Source organism: Actinosynnema sp. NPDC059335 (genome assembly GCF_042752395.1).
Classification (GTDB): Bacteria; Actinomycetota; Actinomycetes; order Mycobacteriales; family Pseudonocardiaceae; genus Actinosynnema.
The window spans coordinates 41,251-59,215 of sequence record NZ_JBHYXZ010000043.1; the positions used below are offsets into that span (position 1 = coordinate 41,251).

At 71.9% G+C, this 17,965-nt stretch carries 18 protein-coding genes and 1 pseudogene; 13 read left to right on the forward strand and 6 right to left on the reverse strand.

What is annotated here, in order from left to right; genetic code table 11:
* Positions 1 to 255: 255 nt before the first annotated feature.
* Complete coding sequence (locus tag ACFXGA_RS16135) at positions 256 to 660, reverse strand: hypothetical protein (RefSeq protein ID WP_378088460.1); 405 nt, start codon at positions 658 to 660, stop codon at positions 256 to 258.
* Between the two features lie 100 nt (positions 661 to 760).
* On the opposite strand from ACFXGA_RS16135, the gene ACFXGA_RS16140 reads away from it, so the two are divergent.
* Together ACFXGA_RS16140 and ACFXGA_RS16145 are read left to right on the forward strand one after the other, a co-directional pair.
* Positions 761 to 1,369: a Maf family protein gene (locus ACFXGA_RS16140; protein ID WP_378088462.1), complete on the forward strand. Its 609-nt coding sequence runs from the start codon at positions 761 to 763 to the stop codon at positions 1,367 to 1,369.
* 179 nt (positions 1,370 to 1,548) lie between these two features.
* Positions 1,549 to 2,874: a dicarboxylate/amino acid:cation symporter gene (locus tag ACFXGA_RS16145; RefSeq protein WP_378088464.1), complete on the forward strand. Its 1,326-nt coding sequence runs from the start codon at positions 1,549 to 1,551 to the stop codon at positions 2,872 to 2,874.
* A gap of 148 nt (positions 2,875 to 3,022) precedes the next feature.
* Here the strand turns inward: ACFXGA_RS16145 and ACFXGA_RS16150 are convergent, their stop codons facing one another.
* Entirely contained in the window at positions 3,023 to 3,502 is a 480-nt protein-coding gene (locus ACFXGA_RS16150) for a hypothetical protein (RefSeq protein ID WP_378088466.1), read from the reverse strand.
* A gap of 313 nt (positions 3,503 to 3,815) precedes the next feature.
* Between ACFXGA_RS16150 and ACFXGA_RS16155 the strand changes: the two genes are divergently transcribed.
* From ACFXGA_RS16155 to ACFXGA_RS16185, 7 genes and pseudogenes are all read left to right on the forward strand, one after another.
* Entirely contained in the window at positions 3,816 to 5,585 is a 1,770-nt protein-coding gene (locus ACFXGA_RS16155) for an acetyl/propionyl/methylcrotonyl-CoA carboxylase subunit alpha (protein ID WP_378088468.1), read from the forward strand.
* A 9-nt stretch (positions 5,586 to 5,594) separates the two neighbouring features.
* Entirely contained in the window at positions 5,595 to 5,984 is a 390-nt protein-coding gene (locus ACFXGA_RS16160) for a DUF1707 domain-containing protein (protein WP_378088470.1), read from the forward strand.
* Positions 5,981 to 6,856 carry an HAD family hydrolase gene (locus ACFXGA_RS16165; protein WP_378088472.1) on the forward strand — a complete coding sequence of 292 codons (876 nt, stop codon included), beginning with the start codon at positions 5,981 to 5,983 and terminating at the stop codon, positions 6,854 to 6,856. Before ACFXGA_RS16160 ends, ACFXGA_RS16165 begins: the two co-directional genes overlap by 4 nt.
* A gap of 11 nt (positions 6,857 to 6,867) precedes the next feature.
* The gene (locus ACFXGA_RS16170; RefSeq protein ID WP_378088474.1) at positions 6,868 to 7,308 is read left to right on the forward strand and encodes a GNAT family N-acetyltransferase; all 441 of its coding nucleotides are present in this window, start codon (positions 6,868 to 6,870) and stop codon (positions 7,306 to 7,308) included.
* Between the two features lie 6 nt (positions 7,309 to 7,314).
* Positions 7,315 to 7,902 (forward strand): DUF3558 domain-containing protein, encoded by a 588-nt coding sequence (locus ACFXGA_RS16175; protein ID WP_378088476.1) that lies wholly within the window; start codon positions 7,315 to 7,317, stop codon positions 7,900 to 7,902.
* A gap of 115 nt (positions 7,903 to 8,017) precedes the next feature.
* Positions 8,018 to 8,395 carry a transcriptional regulator gene (locus ACFXGA_RS16180; protein WP_378088478.1) on the forward strand — a complete coding sequence of 126 codons (378 nt, stop codon included), beginning with the start codon at positions 8,018 to 8,020 and terminating at the stop codon, positions 8,393 to 8,395.
* A gap of 27 nt (positions 8,396 to 8,422) precedes the next feature.
* Positions 8,423 to 8,890: pseudogene (locus ACFXGA_RS16185) on the forward strand (PPE domain-containing protein); the annotation flags it as partial.
* Between the two features lie 495 nt (positions 8,891 to 9,385).
* Here ACFXGA_RS16185 and ACFXGA_RS16190 read toward each other — a convergent pair.
* Positions 9,386 to 9,739: a stage V sporulation protein M gene (locus ACFXGA_RS16190; protein ID WP_378088499.1), complete on the reverse strand. Its 354-nt coding sequence runs from the start codon at positions 9,737 to 9,739 to the stop codon at positions 9,386 to 9,388.
* Positions 9,740 to 9,741: 2 nt separating this feature from the next.
* On the opposite strand from ACFXGA_RS16190, the gene ACFXGA_RS16195 reads away from it, so the two are divergent.
* Together ACFXGA_RS16195 and ACFXGA_RS16200 are read left to right on the forward strand one after the other, a co-directional pair.
* Positions 9,742 to 10,536: an ESX secretion-associated protein EspG gene (locus tag ACFXGA_RS16195; protein WP_378088480.1), complete on the forward strand. Its 795-nt coding sequence runs from the start codon at positions 9,742 to 9,744 to the stop codon at positions 10,534 to 10,536.
* 123 nt (positions 10,537 to 10,659) lie between these two features.
* Positions 10,660 to 11,577, forward strand: a complete 918-nt coding sequence (locus ACFXGA_RS16200) for a DUF559 domain-containing protein (RefSeq protein WP_378088482.1) — start codon at positions 10,660 to 10,662, stop codon at positions 11,575 to 11,577.
* Between the two features lie 54 nt (positions 11,578 to 11,631).
* Here the strand turns inward: ACFXGA_RS16200 and ACFXGA_RS16205 are convergent, their stop codons facing one another.
* Positions 11,632 to 12,081, reverse strand: a complete 450-nt coding sequence (locus ACFXGA_RS16205; RefSeq protein ID WP_033429064.1) for a gamma-glutamylcyclotransferase family protein — start codon at positions 12,079 to 12,081, stop codon at positions 11,632 to 11,634.
* Between the two features lie 126 nt (positions 12,082 to 12,207).
* Between ACFXGA_RS16205 and ACFXGA_RS16210 the strand changes: the two genes are divergently transcribed.
* Positions 12,208 to 13,611: an NAD(P)H-quinone dehydrogenase gene (locus tag ACFXGA_RS16210; protein ID WP_378088484.1), complete on the forward strand. Its 1,404-nt coding sequence runs from the start codon at positions 12,208 to 12,210 to the stop codon at positions 13,609 to 13,611.
* A gap of 43 nt (positions 13,612 to 13,654) precedes the next feature.
* Here ACFXGA_RS16210 and glpK read toward each other — a convergent pair whose 3' ends face one another.
* Together glpK and ACFXGA_RS16220 are read right to left on the reverse strand one after the other, a co-directional pair.
* Positions 13,655 to 15,160, reverse strand: coding sequence for a glycerol kinase GlpK (gene glpK / locus ACFXGA_RS16215; RefSeq protein WP_378088486.1), 1,506 nt, complete (start codon positions 15,158 to 15,160; stop codon positions 13,655 to 13,657).
* 14 nt (positions 15,161 to 15,174) lie between these two features.
* Positions 15,175 to 15,915: an MIP/aquaporin family protein gene (locus ACFXGA_RS16220; protein ID WP_378088488.1), complete on the reverse strand. Its 741-nt coding sequence runs from the start codon at positions 15,913 to 15,915 to the stop codon at positions 15,175 to 15,177.
* Positions 15,916 to 16,097: 182 nt separating this feature from the next.
* On the opposite strand from ACFXGA_RS16220, the gene ACFXGA_RS16225 reads away from it, so the two are divergent.
* Positions 16,098 to 17,825: a glycerol-3-phosphate dehydrogenase/oxidase gene (locus ACFXGA_RS16225; RefSeq protein WP_378088490.1), complete on the forward strand. Its 1,728-nt coding sequence runs from the start codon at positions 16,098 to 16,100 to the stop codon at positions 17,823 to 17,825.
* Positions 17,826 to 17,965 lie beyond the last annotated feature (140 nt).

The following is a 17,965-nucleotide window of genomic DNA, read 5'->3' on the forward strand; positions in this document are numbered from 1 at the left end:
TTTTTATATGTCACGGGGCGGGGCGGGGGGGGGCCCCCGGGCCTGCCCGGTTCCCCCCACCCCCACCCGACGCGCCCCCCCCCGCCGCCGGACCCCCGGGGGGGCGGCCTTCGGCCTGCCCACCAGTCGCCGCGGCATCGGTCATCGACGCGCTCCGCAGTCGACGCGGCGACGGTCTTCAGCGTGCTCCGCAGTTGGCGCGGCGACGGTCTTCGGCGTGCTCACCAGCCGCCCCGGCGACGGTCTTCGCCCTGCTCAGCAGTCGACGCGGCGGGAGTTGACCCGGACCCCCGTGTCCCCGAGCACGGAGACCTCGCGGCACCGCGTGCCGTCCGGCACGTGCAGCCGCACCCGCATCCACATGGTGCCGACGCCGATCCGCGTCTCCAGCACCTCGACACCCTCGGCGGCCAGCGCGGGCGGCACCTCCTCCAGCCGCCGCAGCGCGCGGGCGATCGTCGTCACCTCGCCCATCACCCGGTACTCGGCCCGGTCGCTGCCGTCGGCGAACGGCCAGAACGGCACGCCGTACCCGACGGGGTCGGTGGACACCACGCGGGCCGCGACGCCCAGGACCAGGACGGCGGGCACGACCAGGAGCCACCGGCGCCACCGCCGGCCCCGGTCGACCCGGCGGACCACCAGAGCCACACGCTGCACTGCACCGAGGGTGCCGAAGGCCGTCACGTGGCGCATCGGTAGTTCTACGCACGGCACCGGCCCCGAACGGGTGGTCCCGCCGCGCCCTAGGCTGCACGGCGTGCGCTTCGTCCTCGCCTCCCAGTCCCCCGCCCGCCTGGCCGTGCTCCGCGCCGCCGGGGTCGAACCCGTGGTCCGCGTGTCCGGCGTCGACGAGGACGCGTTGGCCGCCTCCCTCACCGACCCGACGCCGGCGGACCTGGTGACCGCGCTGGCGACGGCCAAGGCGGAGGCGATCGCCCGGGACGAGGACGACGACGCCGTGGTCGTGGGCTGCGACTCGATGCTGCGGACCGCCGACGGCGAGGTGCACGGCAAGCCCGGCACGGTCGAGGTCGCGCGCGAGCGGTGGAAGAAGATGGCGGGCACCACCGGGACCCTCCTGACCGGGCACGCCGTGCTGCGGGTGCGCGGCGGCGAGGTCGTGGACCGCGCGGTCGGGCACGAGGCGACACTGGTCCGGTTCGGCCGGCCGACCGAGGACGAGCTGGAGGCGTACCTGGCGACGGGCGAGCCGCTGCACGTCGCGGGCGCGTTCACGCTCGACGGCCTGGGCGGCTGGTTCGTGGACGGCATCGACGGCGACCCGTCCAGCGTGATCGGGATCAGCCTCCCGCTCACCAGGAGGCTGCTGCGGCAAGTGGGTGTCGCGGTGTCCGACATCTGGTAGCCGTTGTCACATTTTCCCAGATCCGGGAAGCTTCTCGAAGGGCTTTCGGGTTGGGGGAGTCGTGGGTGAACTGCTGACGCGCCGCCGCCACATCGACTTCGGGCGCCGGACGAACACGGGCTGTCGCGGCTGACGCCGTCCCCGTCGTCCACCCCTGCGCACCCAACCCGGAGCACACCGTGTCGTTCCTCCGCAGTTACACCAAGCCGAAGGTCTTCGGCATCACCGTCCTCGCCGCGCTCGTCCTGGGAGCGCTGGCCGGGTACGTCGCCAAGAGCACCGGGCAGGAGTGGCTGACCGCCACCCTCGGGCACATCGGCGACGTCTTCACCAGCCTGTTGCAGTTCACCGTCATCCCCCTGGTGTTCACCGCGATCGTGGTGGGCATCACGAGCCTGCGCCGCCTGGGCACGAGCCGCGCCGCGCGGCTGGGCGGCAAGACGCTGCTGTGGTTCGCCATCACGTCGCTGATCGCCGTGCTCATCGGCCTCGCCATCGCGTTGGTCTTCAAGCCGGGCTCGGGCGTGCAGGTCGAGCCGTCGCAGGCCGCGGTGGAGAGGCTCGCCGCCCGCGACCCGGGCTCGTGGAGCACGCTGCTGGAGACGCTGGTGCCGTCCAACCTGTTCAGCGCCTTCACCGAGGGCGAGGTGCTCCAGGTCGTGTTCATCGCGGTGCTGGTCGGCTTCGCCGCGTACGCGCTGGGTGACAAGGCCGCGCCGTTCGTGACGCTGACCCGCTCGGTGTTCGACCTGATCCAGAAGGTCGTCGGCTGGATCGTGCTGCTCGCGCCGATCGGCGTGTTCGGCCTGCTGGGCACCGCGTTCGCGACGTACGGCAACTCGTTCGTCCGGCCGCTGTTCTCGCTGATCGCGGCCGTGTACGGCGGGTCGCTGCTGGTGCTGTTCGTGGTGTACCCGCTGCTGCTGCGGTTCGTCGGCCGGGTGTCGCCGGTGACGTTCTTCGCCAAGGCGTGGACCGCGATCCAGTTCGCCTTCGTGTCCCGCTCGTCGGGCGCGACGCTGCCGCTGAGCAGGCAGACCGCCGCCAACCTCGGCGTGGACAACGACTACGCGTCGTTCGCCGTGCCGCTGGGCACGACCACGAAGATGGACGGCTGCGCCGCGGTGTACCCGGCCATCGCCACGGTGTTCATCGCGAACCTGTTCGGCGTGCAGCTCGGCGTGTGGCAGTACGTGGCGATCGTCGCCGTCGCCGTGTTCGGCGCGCTGGCCACCGCCGGCACCACCGGCTGGTTCACCATGCTGACGCTGACCCTGGGCGCGGTGAACATGCCGCCGGAGGTCATCGCCACCGGTGTCGCCGTGGTCTACGCGATCGACCCGATCCTGGACATGGTCCGCACGGCCACCAACGTGACCGGCCAGATCACCGTCCCGGTCCTGGTCGCCCGCTCCGAGGGCCTGCTCGACGACGAGGTCCTGAACGCGCCGAGCGAGCCGCCGCTGCTGACGGGCCCCCGCCCGACCACCCCGGTCCCCGCCTGACCGGAACGCTCACCTCACCCGACCTGGACGTAGGACACGCGCGTTCCGGACGTAGGACACGCGCGAGAGCCCTACGTCCAGGTCGCACGTGTCCTACATCCGGAACAGGCGTGTCCTACGTCCGGAACACCCGAGTTGAACGTTCGGGTCACGCCGTGCCGCACTGGCGCAGGTCGGCCGGGTCCGGGGTCACGGTCGGCCAGCCCGGCAGGGACTCCGGCTCGCGCACGACCGGCGTGCACCCCATCTCGCCGCCTCGGCCGGCCAGGGAGAAGACCTGGGCGAACCACCGAGAGCACGCCACCCCCGCCGGGCACGCCCGCTGCACGGCCACCACGTCGGCCACCGTGTCGTCGTCCACGTCGTGCAGCGCGAGGTACGCCCCGCTGGACACGTAAGGCACCTGCGCCCGCGACCACGCGCCCGACCGCCGCACCAGCACCTCGCCGAGCGCCTCGCCACCGGCCTCGCCCCGCACCAGGCACACCGCGACCTCGGCGTCCACGCACTGCAGGGAACCGGCGTCGATCCGGGCGCCCGAAGCCGCGATGGTCAACTCGAAGATGTTCGGCCCCGAAGCGCCGCTGGTCCGGATCCGGCCCGCGCCCTCGCCCACCAGTAATTCCACTGAATCGACACCCACCTCCTGTTTCACCACCGAACGGCAGGCCGTCGCGCCGCAGCGCAATTCGTCCTGAGGCACGGCGCCGCCCGCGTCGGACACCGGAGGAGGTCTCAGTGACCAGGCGATGACCAGGCCCGCGATAGTGATGAGCACAGCTGCGCAAGCTGTCAGAAGCGCGGCTGTGGGCGGGCGTGTCACGATTCCCGATTGTTCCACCCAAGCGTGAGCTGTCTCTCGGTCGCCGGGTACGAAAGGGTCACTAAACTCCCCGTCCATTGCCGCTCCACGTTCCAGCGTTGCCAGGAGGTAGGACGTCGTGTCGCTGCGCAAGGTCCTCGTCGCCAACCGCGGTGAGATCGCCGTCCGGGTCATCCGTGCCTGCCGAGACGCCGGTCTGGCCAGCGTCGCCGTGTACGCCGACCCGGATCGGGACGCTCCGTTCGTCCGCTTGGCGGACGAGGCGTTCGCCCTGGGCGGCAGCACGCCCGGGGACAGCTACCTGTCCATCGACAAGCTGCTCGACGTGGCCAAGCGCGCGGGCGCGGACTCGGTGCACCCCGGCTACGGGTTCCTCTCCGAGAACGCCGACTTCGCGCAGGCGGTGCTGGACGCGGGCCTGATCTGGATCGGACCGACCCCGCAGGCCATCCGCGACCTCGGCGACAAGGTGACCGCGCGGCACATCGCGATGCGCGCCGGCGCGCCGCTCGTGCCCGGCACCAAGGACCCGGTCGCGGGTCCCGAGGAGGTCGTCGCGTTCGCCGAGGAGCACGGCCTGCCGGTCGCGATCAAGGCGGCGTTCGGCGGCGGCGGTCGCGGTCTCAAGGTGGCCCGCACGCTGGAGGAGATCCCCGAGCTGTTCGACAGCGCGGTGCGCGAGGCCGTGGCGGCGTTCGGCCGCGGCGAGTGCTTCGTGGAGCGGTACCTGGACAAGCCGCGGCACGTCGAGGCGCAGGTGCTGGCCGACCAGCACGGCAACGTCATCGTCGTCGGCACGCGCGACTGCTCGTTGCAGCGCCGCCACCAGAAGCTGGTCGAGGAGGCCCCCGCGCCGTTCCTGACCGACGAGCAGCGCGCCGAGATCCACCGCTCCGCGCGGGCCATCTGCAAGGAGGCCGGCTACCACGGCGCGGGCACGGTCGAGTACCTGGTCGCGGTGGACGGCACGATCTCCTTCCTGGAGGTCAACACCCGGCTCCAGGTCGAGCACCCGGTCAGCGAGGAGACCGCGGGCATCGACCTGGTCCGCGAGCAGTTCCGCATCGCCGCGGGCGAGGAGCTGCGGTTCACCGAGGACCCGACCCCGCGCGGCCACTCGATCGAGTTCCGCATCAACGGCGAGGACGCGGGCCGCAACTTCCTGCCCGCCCCCGGCACGGTCACCACGTTCACCGCGCCGTCCGGTCCCGGCGTCCGGGTGGACGCGGGTGTCGAGAACGGCACGGTCATCGGCGGCCAGTTCGACTCGCTGCTGGCGAAGCTGATTGTCACCGGCGAGAACCGCACGCAGGCCCTGGAGCGGGCCCGGCGCGCGCTCGACGAGATGGTGGTGGAGGGCATGGCGACCGTGCTGCCGTTCCACCGCGCGATCGTGCGCGACCCGGCGTTCGTCGGCTCGGAGGACGGCTTCACCGTGCACACGCGGTGGATCGAGACCGAGTTCGACAACACCATCCCGCCGTTCACCGACGGCGCGGAGGCCGAGGAGGCCGAGCCGCGGCAGACCCTGGTGGTCGAGGTCGGCGGCCGGCGGCTGGAGGTCTCGCTGCCCGGCGACCTGGCGTTCGCGGGCGGCGGCGCCGGCGCCAAGGCGGGCGTGAAGGCCAAGCCGCGCAAGCGCGCCGGCGGCAAGGGCGGCGCGGCGGCGTCCGGCGACGCGGTGGCCGCGCCCATGCAGGGCACGATCGTCAAGGTCGCGGTCGAGGACGGGCAGCAGGTCGAGGCCGGCGAGCTGATCGTCGTGCTGGAGGCCATGAAGATGGAGAACCCGGTCACCGCGCACAAGGCCGGCGTCGTCACGGGTCTGGCCGCCGAACCGGGCGCGACCGTCACCCAGGGCACGGTCATCTGCGAGATCAAGGAATAGGCTCACCGTGTGAGCGAGCGGGACATCCGGATCGGCGACGCGGAGCGTGAGCACGCGCTCGAACTGCTCGGCACGCACCTCGGCGAGGGGCGGTTGAGCGTGGACGAGTACGGCGAGCGCTCCGCCCGCGTCGCCACCGCGAAGACCCGCGGCGACCTGTACGCGCTCTTCAGCGACCTGCCCGCGCCCCGGCCGCGGTTCGCGCAGGTCGACCCGCTGGTGCCGCCGCCACGCCCGGCGGCCCGGCCCGGTTTCGCGCTCGACCCGCGGCTCGGCAGCGTGGCCGTCACGGCGGTCGCGCTGATCAGCGTGGTGTTGTTCTTCCTGACCAAGACGGTGCTGGTCTTCCTGCTGATCCCCGCGGTGGCGCTGCTCATCGGCCGGATGGGCAGGCGTTGAGCCGACCGTCGTTGCTGCTGCTCGACCTGGACGGCGTGCTGCGCCGGTTCCCGCCGGACGGGCCGATCGAGGACGAGCACGGCCTGCCGCGCGGCACGTTGGCGCGGGTGTCGTTCGCGCTGGCCGGACCCGCGACGACCGGGCGCGTCACGGACGAGGAGTGGCGCGCGGCGGTGCGCGGGCAGCTGGTCTCCGGCGAGGGCCTGTCGCCGGCCCGCGCGGCGGACGCCGTGGCGGCGTGGACCCGGACCGGCGAGGTGATCCCGGAGGCGTTGGACCTCGTGCGGCGGGTCCGCGGGCGGTGCCGGGTGGCGTTGCTGTCCAACGCGACCGACCGGCTGCCGCGCGACCTGGCCGCGCTGGGGTTGGACCGCGAGGTGGACGCGGTCGTGTCGTCCGCGAGGCTCGGGGTGGCCAAGCCGGCGCCCGATGCGTTCCGGCGCGCGTTGCGGGTGCTCCAACATTCCCCGTCGGGGACGTTGTTCTGCGATGACAACGAGGAGAACGCCAGGGCGGCGCGCACCGTCGGCATCGACTCGGTGCACACGCCGGACTTCCCCGCGCTGCGGGAGGCGTTGTCGTCACGGGGATTGCTGGACGACGACGTGACCGCCGCCCCGGGCGGCGCGTCGGGCCGGTTGTTGCTGGTGCTGCACGACCGCGGGGACGCGGAAGAGGCCGCGCGCGAACTGGCGGCGGCCGGGTGGTCGCCGTGCGCGGTGCACAAGGATCTGCTGGCCGGCGAGGACGACGTGGAGGACGCCGACTGGGTGGTCGAGCTGACCACCGGTCCCGACGACCAGCCCGCGTCCGCCCACCGCGGGCTGCTGGAAGAGCTGGCCGGGCGGCACGACGGGTTCGTGACGGACTAGTCTCCCGGCGCATGGAGGCCGTCGAGATCAACGCGGGCGAGTTCTACCTGCGCCAACTCCGCGCGGACGACCGCATCGACGACCGGGTGGCGTTGGTGGGCGGCGGTTTCCTCCCCGACCTGGACGCGGCCGGCGCGCACATCGCCGAACGCGCCCGCCAGTGGGACGCCGACGAGTCCTGCTCCTGGGCGGTCTGCGACCAGCTCACCGGAACAGCGGTGGGCGAGATCACACTGACCCGCGGGGGCGAGCTGAGCTGCTGGACGACACCCGGCTCGCGCGGCAAGGGGATCGCGACCCACGCGACGGCGGCCGTGCTGCGGTTCGGGTTCGGGTTCCTGGACCTGCGCTCGGTCACCGCCAGACCACCGGACGCGGCGGCCCGGCGAGTGGCCGAGAAGTGCGGCTTCACAGCCGGGGGTCCACGCGGCGTGTGGACCCGGCTACGGTAGGTCGTCATGAGGGCTGCTCGGGTGCTCACTGCCACGCTCTGCGCGTTGGCGATGGCCTCCTGCACGCCCTTCCCGGAGAAGAAGGCCGACGGCCGGGTGGACGAACCCCTGACCGCGGCGACGACCACCGTGCCGTCGCTGCCTCCCCGGCCCCGTGAGCTGCGGTTGGACGACGTGGACCCGTGCGCCGTGCTGTCACCGGAGCAGCGCATCGCGCTGAGCCTGGACAACCCGCCCAGCGCCTACGTGGAAGCGAGCTTCGGCAACGCGAAGGCGTGCACCATGCGCAGCAACATCAGCGGGAACGTGGTGCGGCTCGCGCTCGTCACAGTCGAGGGCGTCGGTGTGTGGCTGAGCGAGAACGCCCAGGTGCACGCCGAACCCACGACCGTGGCCGGGTTCCCCGGTCTGGTCGTGCGCACGCCGTCCATGGAGGGCGTGTGCAACGTCGAGGTGGACGTCGCGGAAGGGCAGTTCCTGGACGTGATGTTCCGCGACGGCGGTAACGAAAGAGCGGCGACGCAGGACACGCTGTGCCAGGGGGCGCAACGGGCGGCGGAGGCGGCGGTGGCCGGTTTGCTGCAACGGCGCTGACCCACGCGGGGGATGTGGGCTCGACCCACTCCCCGCTGTCGGACCGTGTGGCTAGAGTGACCATGCGCGAGGAGCGGAACGCGTGACGGGACCGAGGGAAGGCGGGAGGTCGTCGATGCCGGCGGAAGACCACGGCCACGGCGCTGACACGGGCTCACCACCACCCCTGTCGCACACCCTGAACGTCGAGCCGAGCGCGATCCCGAGCCTGCGCAGCGCGTTCGCGGGCGCGTTGACCAAGCTGGACAAGCAGATCGAGCTGGCCATCACCGAGGTCAGGGTCCGACCGTGGGCGGGCGACCCGGTGAGCCGGGACGCCGCGGAGCGGTTCAACGAGCGGTCGCTGGAGTCGGGCGACTCGGCGCTGATCGCGTTGGAGAACTACCAGCGGCAGCTCAAGTCGGCCATGGACGCGCTCGACCTGGTCGAGCGGCAGTACCAGTCCATCGAAGAAGACAACACCGGCTTGATGGGACAGCAGGGCGGCCGCTGAGCGCCCGGCGCAGGCAAGGGGAAGTTCATGCCCGAGGGACACCGCTGGAGCGGGTACAGCCACGAAGAGCTGTACGAGGCGATCAACTCCGGCCCGGGACCGCGGGCCTCGCACGCCTCGATGGAGCGGTGGCAGGGCGTCTCGGCCGCGTTGACCGAGATCAACGCCGAGCTGCACGCCGGCGTGCTGCGGTCCGGGGCGACCTGGGAGGGTTCGGCCGCGGACAAGGCGCGCGTCGGCATCAACCCCCTGGCCGCGTGGGCGGACGACGCCCGTGCCGGCGCCGAGGTGATGCGCACGTCGGCCGAGTTGCAGGCGGAGTACATCGCCAAGGCGCGGGCGGACATGCCGCCGCCGGTGCCCGTGACGGCGGAGAAGCCGAACCTGCTCGTCAGCGCGTTGACCGCGTTGGTGGGCGGGCAGACGGACTACGAGCGCCAGGAGAAGGCGCAGAGCGCGGCCGAGCAGCGCGCGCGTGAGGTCATGACGACCTACGCCTCCAGCACGTTCTCCAACACCAGCACGCTGGGGCAGTTCCACCAGCCGCCGCAGTTGGTGATCAGCGCGCCGGACGTGGCGCGGAACGACGCGGCGGGCGTGTCCGCGCCCGGTTGGGGTTACGGCGGTCCGCGCGGTGGGCGTGGCGGCGGTCGTGGTGGGTGGCGCGGCGGTCGTGGCGGCCGGTCCGGCGGCTGGGCACCGCGTCCCGTGGCGCAGCCGTCGTTCGGCGGGTCGACGGGCACGTCGTCGTCCGCCGGTTCCGTTCCCGGGGCGACCAGGGCCTCGACGGCGGCGTTACCGGCTCCGGCGTCGGCCTCCGGTTCGACGGGGTACGTGCCCGGTGGCGTGATCGGCGGCGCGCAGCAGAACAAGGACAAGCGGAACCCGGCGGTCACCGACACGACCAACGGCCAGCACGCCGGTGCCGGCGGCGCGGGCGGTGGCGGGGCCGGTTCCGGCGGTTCCGGTTCCGGTGCGGGCCAGCAGGTGCTACCCGCTCCCGGCGTGCCGTTGCCGACCGGCACGACGCACGTCAGCTCGGCGGAGTTCGGCGCGTTCGCGACGGCCAACGCGCAGCACGCGGCGGCGGCCGGTCCGGGCGGGTCGACGGGCCTGCTGGGCGCCGGCGGCCAGGCCGGCGGCAACGACACCGTGCACAAGCGCAGCACGCCCGCGCCGGCGCAGCCCGTGTTCGACCCGTTCGGCGGATTGGGTGGTCCTCGTGGCGCGGAAGAGGAAGAGGACGCCACGCACGACGCCGCCGACTACCTTCGGCAGACGGATGACATCTACGGCGTCGGCGGGACCATCTCGCCACCGGTGATCGGGGAGAGCACCACCCACTGATGACGACGTTCGGCTTGGACCTGGGCGGCAACGACGTCCGCGAACCGGTGACCATCTCGGCGCTGGAGTTCGACGTGCTGTGGGAGCACCTGCGGCTGGAGACGATGCCGTTGGTGCTGAAGGTGCCCTCGCCGGGCAAGACGCACGCCGAGCGGGCCGAGCTGGAGCAACGGGTGTGGGCGGACCTCGACCGGCGCGGCCTCGGCCGGCCGGTGGCGCTCGACCCCGCGCTGGAGGACCTGCTGCACCTGCTCAGCCGGCCGGAGCAGGAGGTGGACGGGCGGTTGTGGCTGGGTCGCAGCGTCCGCGTGCTGGCGGCCGCCAAGGGGCGGTCAGGGGTGCTGGCCGTGCTGTCGAACGACCAGCTCACCCTGCGCCCGGCGTCGTCCGAAGGGCTGGCGCGGGAGGCGTTGTCGGTGCTGCCGCCGTTGCCGGCGGGTCCGGGGCACTCGGTGACGTTGCCGAGCGCCGACCTGGACGCCGCCGCGGCCGGCGCGAACACGCCGGACGAGCTGTTCGCCGGGCTGGTGGCGCGGGGCATCCGCCAGGAGGACGCCCGCACGTTGGCCGACATGTTCCGTGACGCGGGCAACCGTGGCCAGTTCGGCGCCGCGTCCCGGGACAAGTGGGGCAAGCGCGTCCGCCAGGACCACGTCGTCGCGTTCTTCGACAACCCCCACGGCCGCTACCTGCAAGTGCGCCGCGCCACCCCCGGCCAACAACCGTGGAGCACCATCTCCCCCGTCGACCTCCGCCGCCTGACCCACCACCTGGAATCCCTCACCACCCCGTGAGTCCAACGCTCACAACGCGAGAGTCCAACGTTCAGAGCACCTGAATTCAACGCTCACGCATCACGGCTTCCCACGATCAGGTGAACCGTGTACGGGATCGATGGTCCCGCCACTCGGTTATGCATGATCGATCTGCCTCCGGGCCTCCACGGCGCTTACCCCCGCACGCGGCTGCACGACCACATCGGCCACCAAGCGGTGAGCCGAGCCATCCGCGACGGCCGCCTGGTCAACTTCTGCCGCACGGTCGTCATCCAGCGCGAACGCATGACGGACCTGCGCACCCGGGCCGCCGCCGCGCTGCTCATGGCCGGAACGGACGCCGTGCTGACCGACCACACGGCGGCCTGGCTCCACGGGTGCACGGCCGCCGAAACCAACCGCGTGCACCTCCTGGTGGACTACGACCGCAGGATTCGGCCACGTCCCGACCTCGCCGTCCACTACCACCAGTACGACCCTGCGGACGTGGTCAACATCGACGGCCTTCGCTGCATGGCGCTCGACTACGTCATCGCCGACCTGCTCTGCCGCGCCCGCCATCGATCCACGGCCCTGGCCTGCGCGGACCAGGCCCTCGGCGCGCTGCCGCCACAGGAGCGGGCGTCGTTCAAGGCCGACCTCGCCGTGCGGATCTCGACCCGTCGCGACCACCGCGGGCGGCGGCGGGCGGTGTTCCTGCTGGATCTCGCCACGGGGCTGCCCGAGTCCGCGGCGGAGAGCTCGCTCCTGCTCACCATCGCCGAGGCCGGCTTCCCGCTGCCCGAACCACAGTTCTCCGTCCGCGACCTGGACGGCCGCGAGATCTGGCGGCTCGACTTCGCCTGGCCGGACAAGCGCGTGGCGCTGGAGTACGACGGCTACGCCGCGCACGTCGACAAGGCCCAGGCCGACCGGTCCCGTGACGAAGACCTGCGACGGCGGGGCTGGAAGGTGCTCCGTGCCGACGTCAGTGACCTGCGCAACCCCGTCCGCCTGTTCCGGCAGCTGAGTGTTGAACTCGGGAGTCCTGAACGTAGGACTCACGAGTTCTGGGTGTAGGACTCACGCGCGTTGAACGTTGGACTCACGCGACGTGAAGGTTGGACTCTCGGGTCAGGGGCCGATGCCTTGGCAGGGGCGGGTGCGCAGGTCGGCGACGTAGTCGTCGGGAGCGCCCGCGGCTTCGGCGGCGTCGGCGACGACGCCGATGTAGCGGGCCGAGGGCAGTCCCCCCTCGTAGGCGTCCAGCACGTAGAGCCAGGCGGTCACCGAGCCTTCCAGGGTCTGGACGCGCAGGCGGATCTTCTTGTAGAGGCCGAGCGCGCCTTCCCAGCGGTCGAGGCGGGACTCGTCACGCGGGCTCACGTCGTAGAGCACGCAGAACACCTGCGAGTCCGGGTCTTCGACGATGGTGGCGAGCGCGCCCTCCCAGCCCAGGTCCTCGCCACCGAACGTCAGACGCCATCCGGCGAGCCACCCGGTCCCCGCCATCGGGGAGTAGGGGGCTCGCTCCATCATCTGGTTCGGGTCCATGTTGGACCCGTACGCGGCATAGAGCGGCACGACCACAGCCTAGCGACCTCGCGATCACCGCGAGGTACGAGAAGACCGGACGACACACCCCGACACCCGACCGCGTACGGTTACCACCGGTGCGAACAGCACCGACGACCCTGAGGAGGACGTGGCGTGACCCGCATCGTCATCATGGGCGGTGGCCCCGCAGGTTACGAGGCGGCACTGGTCGCGGCCCAGCACGGGGCCGACGTGACCATCGTCGAACGGGAAGGTCTCGGCGGCGCCTGCGTGCTCTACGACTGCGTGCCGTCGAAGACGTTCATCGCCTCCGCGGGCGGCCGCAGCGCCTTCCGCAACGCCGGTGAGCTGGGCATTCGCACGAACAACGCGGAAGCCGCGGTCGAACTGCCGGTCGTCCACGGACGGGTGAAGGGTCTCGCGCTCGCGCAGTCCGCCGACGTCCGCGCCCGCCTCCAGCGCGAGGGCGTGCGCATCGTCAACGGCGTCGCGAAGTTCTGCGACAACGCCAAGGGCCTCGCCCAGCACGAGGTCGTCGCCGTCACCGAGGACGGCGCGAAGGAGGTCCTGCCCGCCGACGTGGTGCTCATCGCGACCGGCGCGACCCCGCGCGTGTTGCCCGGCGCCGAGCCCGACGGCAAGCGGATCCTCACCTGGCGCCAGATCTACGACCTCCCCGAGCTGCCCGAGCACCTGGCCGTCATCGGGTCGGGTGTCACCGGTGTGGAGTTCGCCTCCGCGTACACCGAACTCGGCGTGAAGGTGACCATGGTCTCCAGCCGCGACCGGGTGCTCCCGCACGAGGACGCCGACGCGGCCGCGGTGCTGGAGGACGTGTTCGCCGAACGCGGCACCGCCGTGGTCAAGCACGCCCGCGCCGACCGGGTCGAGAACGTCGGCCACGGCGTCCTGATTCACCTGGAAGACGGTCGCACGATCGAGGCCAGCCACGCCCTGATGACCGTCGGCTCGGTCCCGAACACCACCGACATCGGCCTGGACAAGATCGGCATCGAACCCGGCCGCGGCGGCTACATCCCGGTCGACCGGGTGTCGCGCACGAACATCTCCGGCGTCTACGCCGCGGGCGACTGCACGGGCGTCCTGCTGCTCGCGAGCGTCGCCGCCATGCAGGGCCGCATCGCCATGTGGCACGCCCTGGGCGAGGGCGTCAGCCCGATCAAGCTCAAGACGGTCGCGGCGAACGTGTTCACCAACCCCGAGATCGCGAGCGTCGGCATCAGCCAGCAGGCGATCGACTCCGGCGAGGTGCCCGCGCGCACGATCATGCTGCCGCTGGCCACCAACCCGCGGGCCAAGATGGAGGGCCTGCGCCGCGGTTTCGTGAAGCTGTTCTGCCGGCCGGCCACGGGCGTGGTGATCGGCGGCGTGGTCGTCGCGCCGAACGCCAGCGAGCTGATCCTGTCGATCACCCTGGCGGTGCAGAACCAGCTCACGGTGGACGACCTCGCCACCACGTTCTCCGTCTACCCGTCGCTGACCGGCTCGATCACCGAGGCCGGCCGCCAGCTCATGCGCCACGACGACCTGGACTGAGCCCGACCGGGGGCGTCGCCCGGACGACGACGCCCCCGCCGGGTCACTCCACCCAGTCGAACGTCCTGGTCACGGCCTTCTTCCACTGCGCGTACGTCGCCTCGCGGGCCTCGGGGTCCAGCTCCGGGTCCCACTGCTTGTCCTGCGCCCAGTTCTGCCGGATGTCGTCCTCCGACTCCCAGAACCCGACCGCCAGCCCCGCCGCGTACGCCGCGCCCAGCGCGGTCGTCTCGTTGACCACCGGCCGGATCACCGGCACGCCCAGGATGTCCGCCTGGAACTGCATCAGCAGCTCGTTCACCACCATGCCGCCGTCGACCTTCAACGCCTTCAGCGGCACACCCGAGTCGGCGTTCATCGCGTCGATCACCTCACGGGTCTGGAACGCCGTGGCCTCCAGCACCGCGCGGGCCAGGTGCCCCTTGTTCACGAACCGGGTGAGGCCGACGATCGCGCCCCGCGCGTCCGACCGCCAGTACGGCGCGAACAACCCGGAGAACGCGGGCACGAAGTACGCGCCGCCGTTGTCCTCCACCGAACGGGCGTGCTGCTCGATCTCGGCGGCCGACGAGATCAGGCCGAGGTTGTCGCGCAGCCACTGCACGAGCGACCCCGTCACCGCGATCGAGCCCTCCAGCGCGTACACCGGCTCCCGCGACCCGATCTTGTAGCAGACCGTGGTGAGCAGGCCGTTGTCGCTCATCACCTTGTCCGTGCCGGTGTTGAGCAGCACGAAGTTGCCGGTGCCGTAGGTGTTCTTCGCCTCGCCCGGCGACAGGCACGCCTGCCCGAACGTCGCCGCCTGCTGGTCGCCGAGGATGCCCGCGATCGGCACGCCGGCCAGCGCGCCGCGGGCGCGGACCTTGCCGTACTCCTCGGACGACGACTTGATCTCCGGCAGCATCGACAGCGGGATGCCCATGTCGGCCGCGATGCCCTCGTCCCAGTTCAGCGTGTCGAGGTCCATCAGCAGCGTGCGGGACGCGTTGGTCGGGTCGGTGACGTGCACACCGCCCTCGACCCCGCCCGTCATGTTCCACAGCACCCAGGTGTCCATGTTGCCGAACAGCAGGTCACCGGCCTCGGCCCGCTCCCGCGCGCCCTCGACGTTGTCCAGGATCCAGCGGACCTTCGGCCCGGAGAAGTACGTCGCCAGCGGCAGGCCGGTCTTGTCCCGGTAGCGCTCCTGACCGCCGCCCAGCGCGGCCAGCTCCTGGCAGATCCGGTCCGTGCGCGTGTCCTGCCAGACGATCGCGTTGTAGACCGGCTGCCCCGTGGTCCTGTCCCACACCAGCGCGGTCTCGCGCTGGTTGGTGATGCCGACCGCGGCGATGTCCGCGACGGTGAGGTCGGCCTTGGCCAACGCGCCCGCCGCGACCTGCCTCGTGTTGGTCCAGATCTCGTTGGCGTCGTGCTCGACCCACCCGGCCTTGGGGAAGATCTGCTCGTGCTCCTTCTGGTCCACGGAGACCACGCGACCGGAGTGGTCGAAGACCATGCACCGCGTCGACGTCGTGCCCTGGTCGATCGCGGCCACGTACTTCGTCATGCGCTGGAGTCCTTTCAGACCGGGAGAACCAGGTACAGGAGTGCGGCGAGCAGGCCGCCGAGCAGCGGGCCGACCACCGGCACCCAGGCGTAGCCCCACTCGGCGCTGCCCTTGTCGCGGATCGGCAGGATCGCGTAGGCGATGCGGGGCCCGAGGTCGCGGGCGGGGTTGATGGCGTACCCCGTGGGGCCACCGAGCGAGGCGCCGATGCCGATCACGACGAACGCCACGCCCGCGTAGCCGAGGGCCGCGTTGCCGAGCTGCGGGACGCCGTCCACGGCCCCCTTCGCGCCCGGGCTGAGCAGCACCCACACGACCAGCACGAACGTGCCGATCACCTCGGTGACGACGTTCCAGCCGGCCTTGGGGATGGTCGGACCGGTGCAGAAGATGCCGCGCGTGCCCGCCGGGTCGTCGTGCGCGTCGAACTGCGCCTTGTACGCGAGCCAGGCGACGACCGCGCCGAGGAACGCGCCGACCATCTGGGCCGCGAAGTAGACAGGGACCTGCGCCCACGGCGTCTTGCCGGCGACCGCGAGGCCCAGCGTGACCGCGGGGTTGAGGTGAGCGCCGCTCGGTGCGGCGATGCTGGCGCCCGCGAAGACCGCGAACCCCCAGCCGACGTTGATCAGGAGCCACCCGCCGGCGTTGCCCAACGTGTCCTTCAGGACGACGTTGGCGACGACACCCGCGCCCAGCAGGACCAGGATCGCGGTGCCCAGCACTTCCCACACGAAGATCGAGCCACTGCTCACTCGCCGACCTCCTCGCGTTGACAGGAGGCAGCGCGGTCCGGGTCCGGCGGCGCTGCCCACCCCACAATGCCCGTTGACGCTAGTTCCGGCCTGATCGGTTGTCCACGGGTGGCGTACCAGCGGGTAACGTGGTCGAGTCAGTCCTTGGTCGGGCCGTCGAGTCGAGCATCAGGGAGGCGCCAGTGGTCACGCGCAAGCACCCCGCCAACGCGGGTCGGCTGGGGCCGCTCGAGCGCGCGGAGTCCTGGGAACGGCTCGGCGCGGAGACCTTCGACCTGGTGATCATCGGTGGCGGCGTGGTCGGCGTCGGCTCCGCGCTGGACGCCGCGACCCGCGGCCTGCGGGTGGCCCTGGTCGAGGCGCGCGACCTGGCCTCGGGCACGTCGAGCCGGTCGTCCAAGCTCTTCCACGGCGGGCTGCGGTACCTGGAACAACTCGAGTTCGGGCTGGTGCGCGAGGCCCTGCGGGAACGCGAACTGATGCTGACCCGCCTCGCCCCGCACCTGGTCAAGCCGGTGTCGTTCCTGTACCCCCTGACGCACCGCGTCTGGGAACGCCCCTACACCGCCGCCGGCCTGCTCATGTACGACACGATGGGCGGCGCGCGCTCCGTGCCGGGGCAGAAGCACCTGACCAAGGCGGGCGCGCTCCGCCTCGTGCCCGCCCTCAAGCCCACCGCGCTCATCGGCGGCATCAGGTACTACGACGCGCAGGCCGACGACGCCCGCCACACCATGATGGTCGCGCGCACCGCCGCCCACTACGGCGCCGTCGTCCGCACGTCCACCCAGGTCGTGGGCTTCCTCCGGGAGGCCGACCGGGTCTCCGGCGTCCGCGTGCGCGACGTCGAGGACGGCCGCGAGACCTCCGTGCGCGCCCACGCCGTGATCAACGCGACCGGCGTCTGGACCGACGAGCTGCAACGCCTCTCGGGCAGCCGGGGCCGCTTCCGCGTCCGCGCGTCCAAGGGCGTCCACATCGTCGTGCCGAGGGACCGGATCGTCTCCGAGTCGGGCCTGATCCTGCGCACGGAGAAGTCGGTGCTGTTCGTCATCCCGTGGCGCAACCACTGGATCGTCGGCACCACCGACACGGACTGGAACCTCGACCTGGCCCACCCGGCCGCCACCCGGGCCGACATCGACTACATCCTGGAGCACGTCAACGAGGTCCTGGCGACCCCGCTGACCCACGACGACATCGAAGGCGTCTACGCCGGCCTGCGCCCGCTCCTCGCCGGCGAGAGCGAGTCCACCTCCAAGCTCTCCCGCGAGCACGCCGTGGCCAGGGTCGCCCCGGGCCTGGTCGCCATCGCCGGCGGCAAGTACACCACCTACCGCGTGATGGGCGCGGACGCCGTGGACGCGGCCTCCGTCGACCTGCCGGGCCGGATCCAACCTTCCATCACCGACAAGGTCCCGCTGATCGGCGCCGACGGCTATCACGCCCTGGTCAACCAGGTGGACCACCTGGCCACCCGCTACGGCCTGCACCCCTACCGCGTCCGCCACCTCCTGGACCGCTACGGGTCACTGGTCCACGAAGTCCTCGAATCCGCCGACCCGGAACTCCTCAAACCGGTCCCCGGCGCACCCGACTACCTCCAGGTGGAAGTGGTCTACGCCGCCTCCCACGAAGGCGCGCTGCACCTGGAGGACGTCCTCACCCGCCGCACCAGGATCTCGATCGAGTACCCCCACCGCGGCGTCGACTGCGCCCTCCCGGTCGCCCGCCTGATGGCCACCGTCCACAACTGGGACGACGCCATGATCGACCACGAGGTCTCCGTCTACACGGCCCGCGTCGACGCCGAACGCGCCTCCCAAACCGAACCGGACGACCAAGCCGCCGACGCCGTCCGCTCCTCCGCCCCGGAAGCCCGCCCCGAGATCGTCGAACCGGTCAGCTGACCCCAACCCACAACGCCGAGGTCAACCACCTGCTGCCCTTCCCCAACAGAAGGGTTCCGTGTCATCCCGCCGACCTGGCGCAGCCCTACCGCGCGTGTCAAGGGGGCGCTTCCAGCCCTACCGCAACAGTGGGCTGGAAC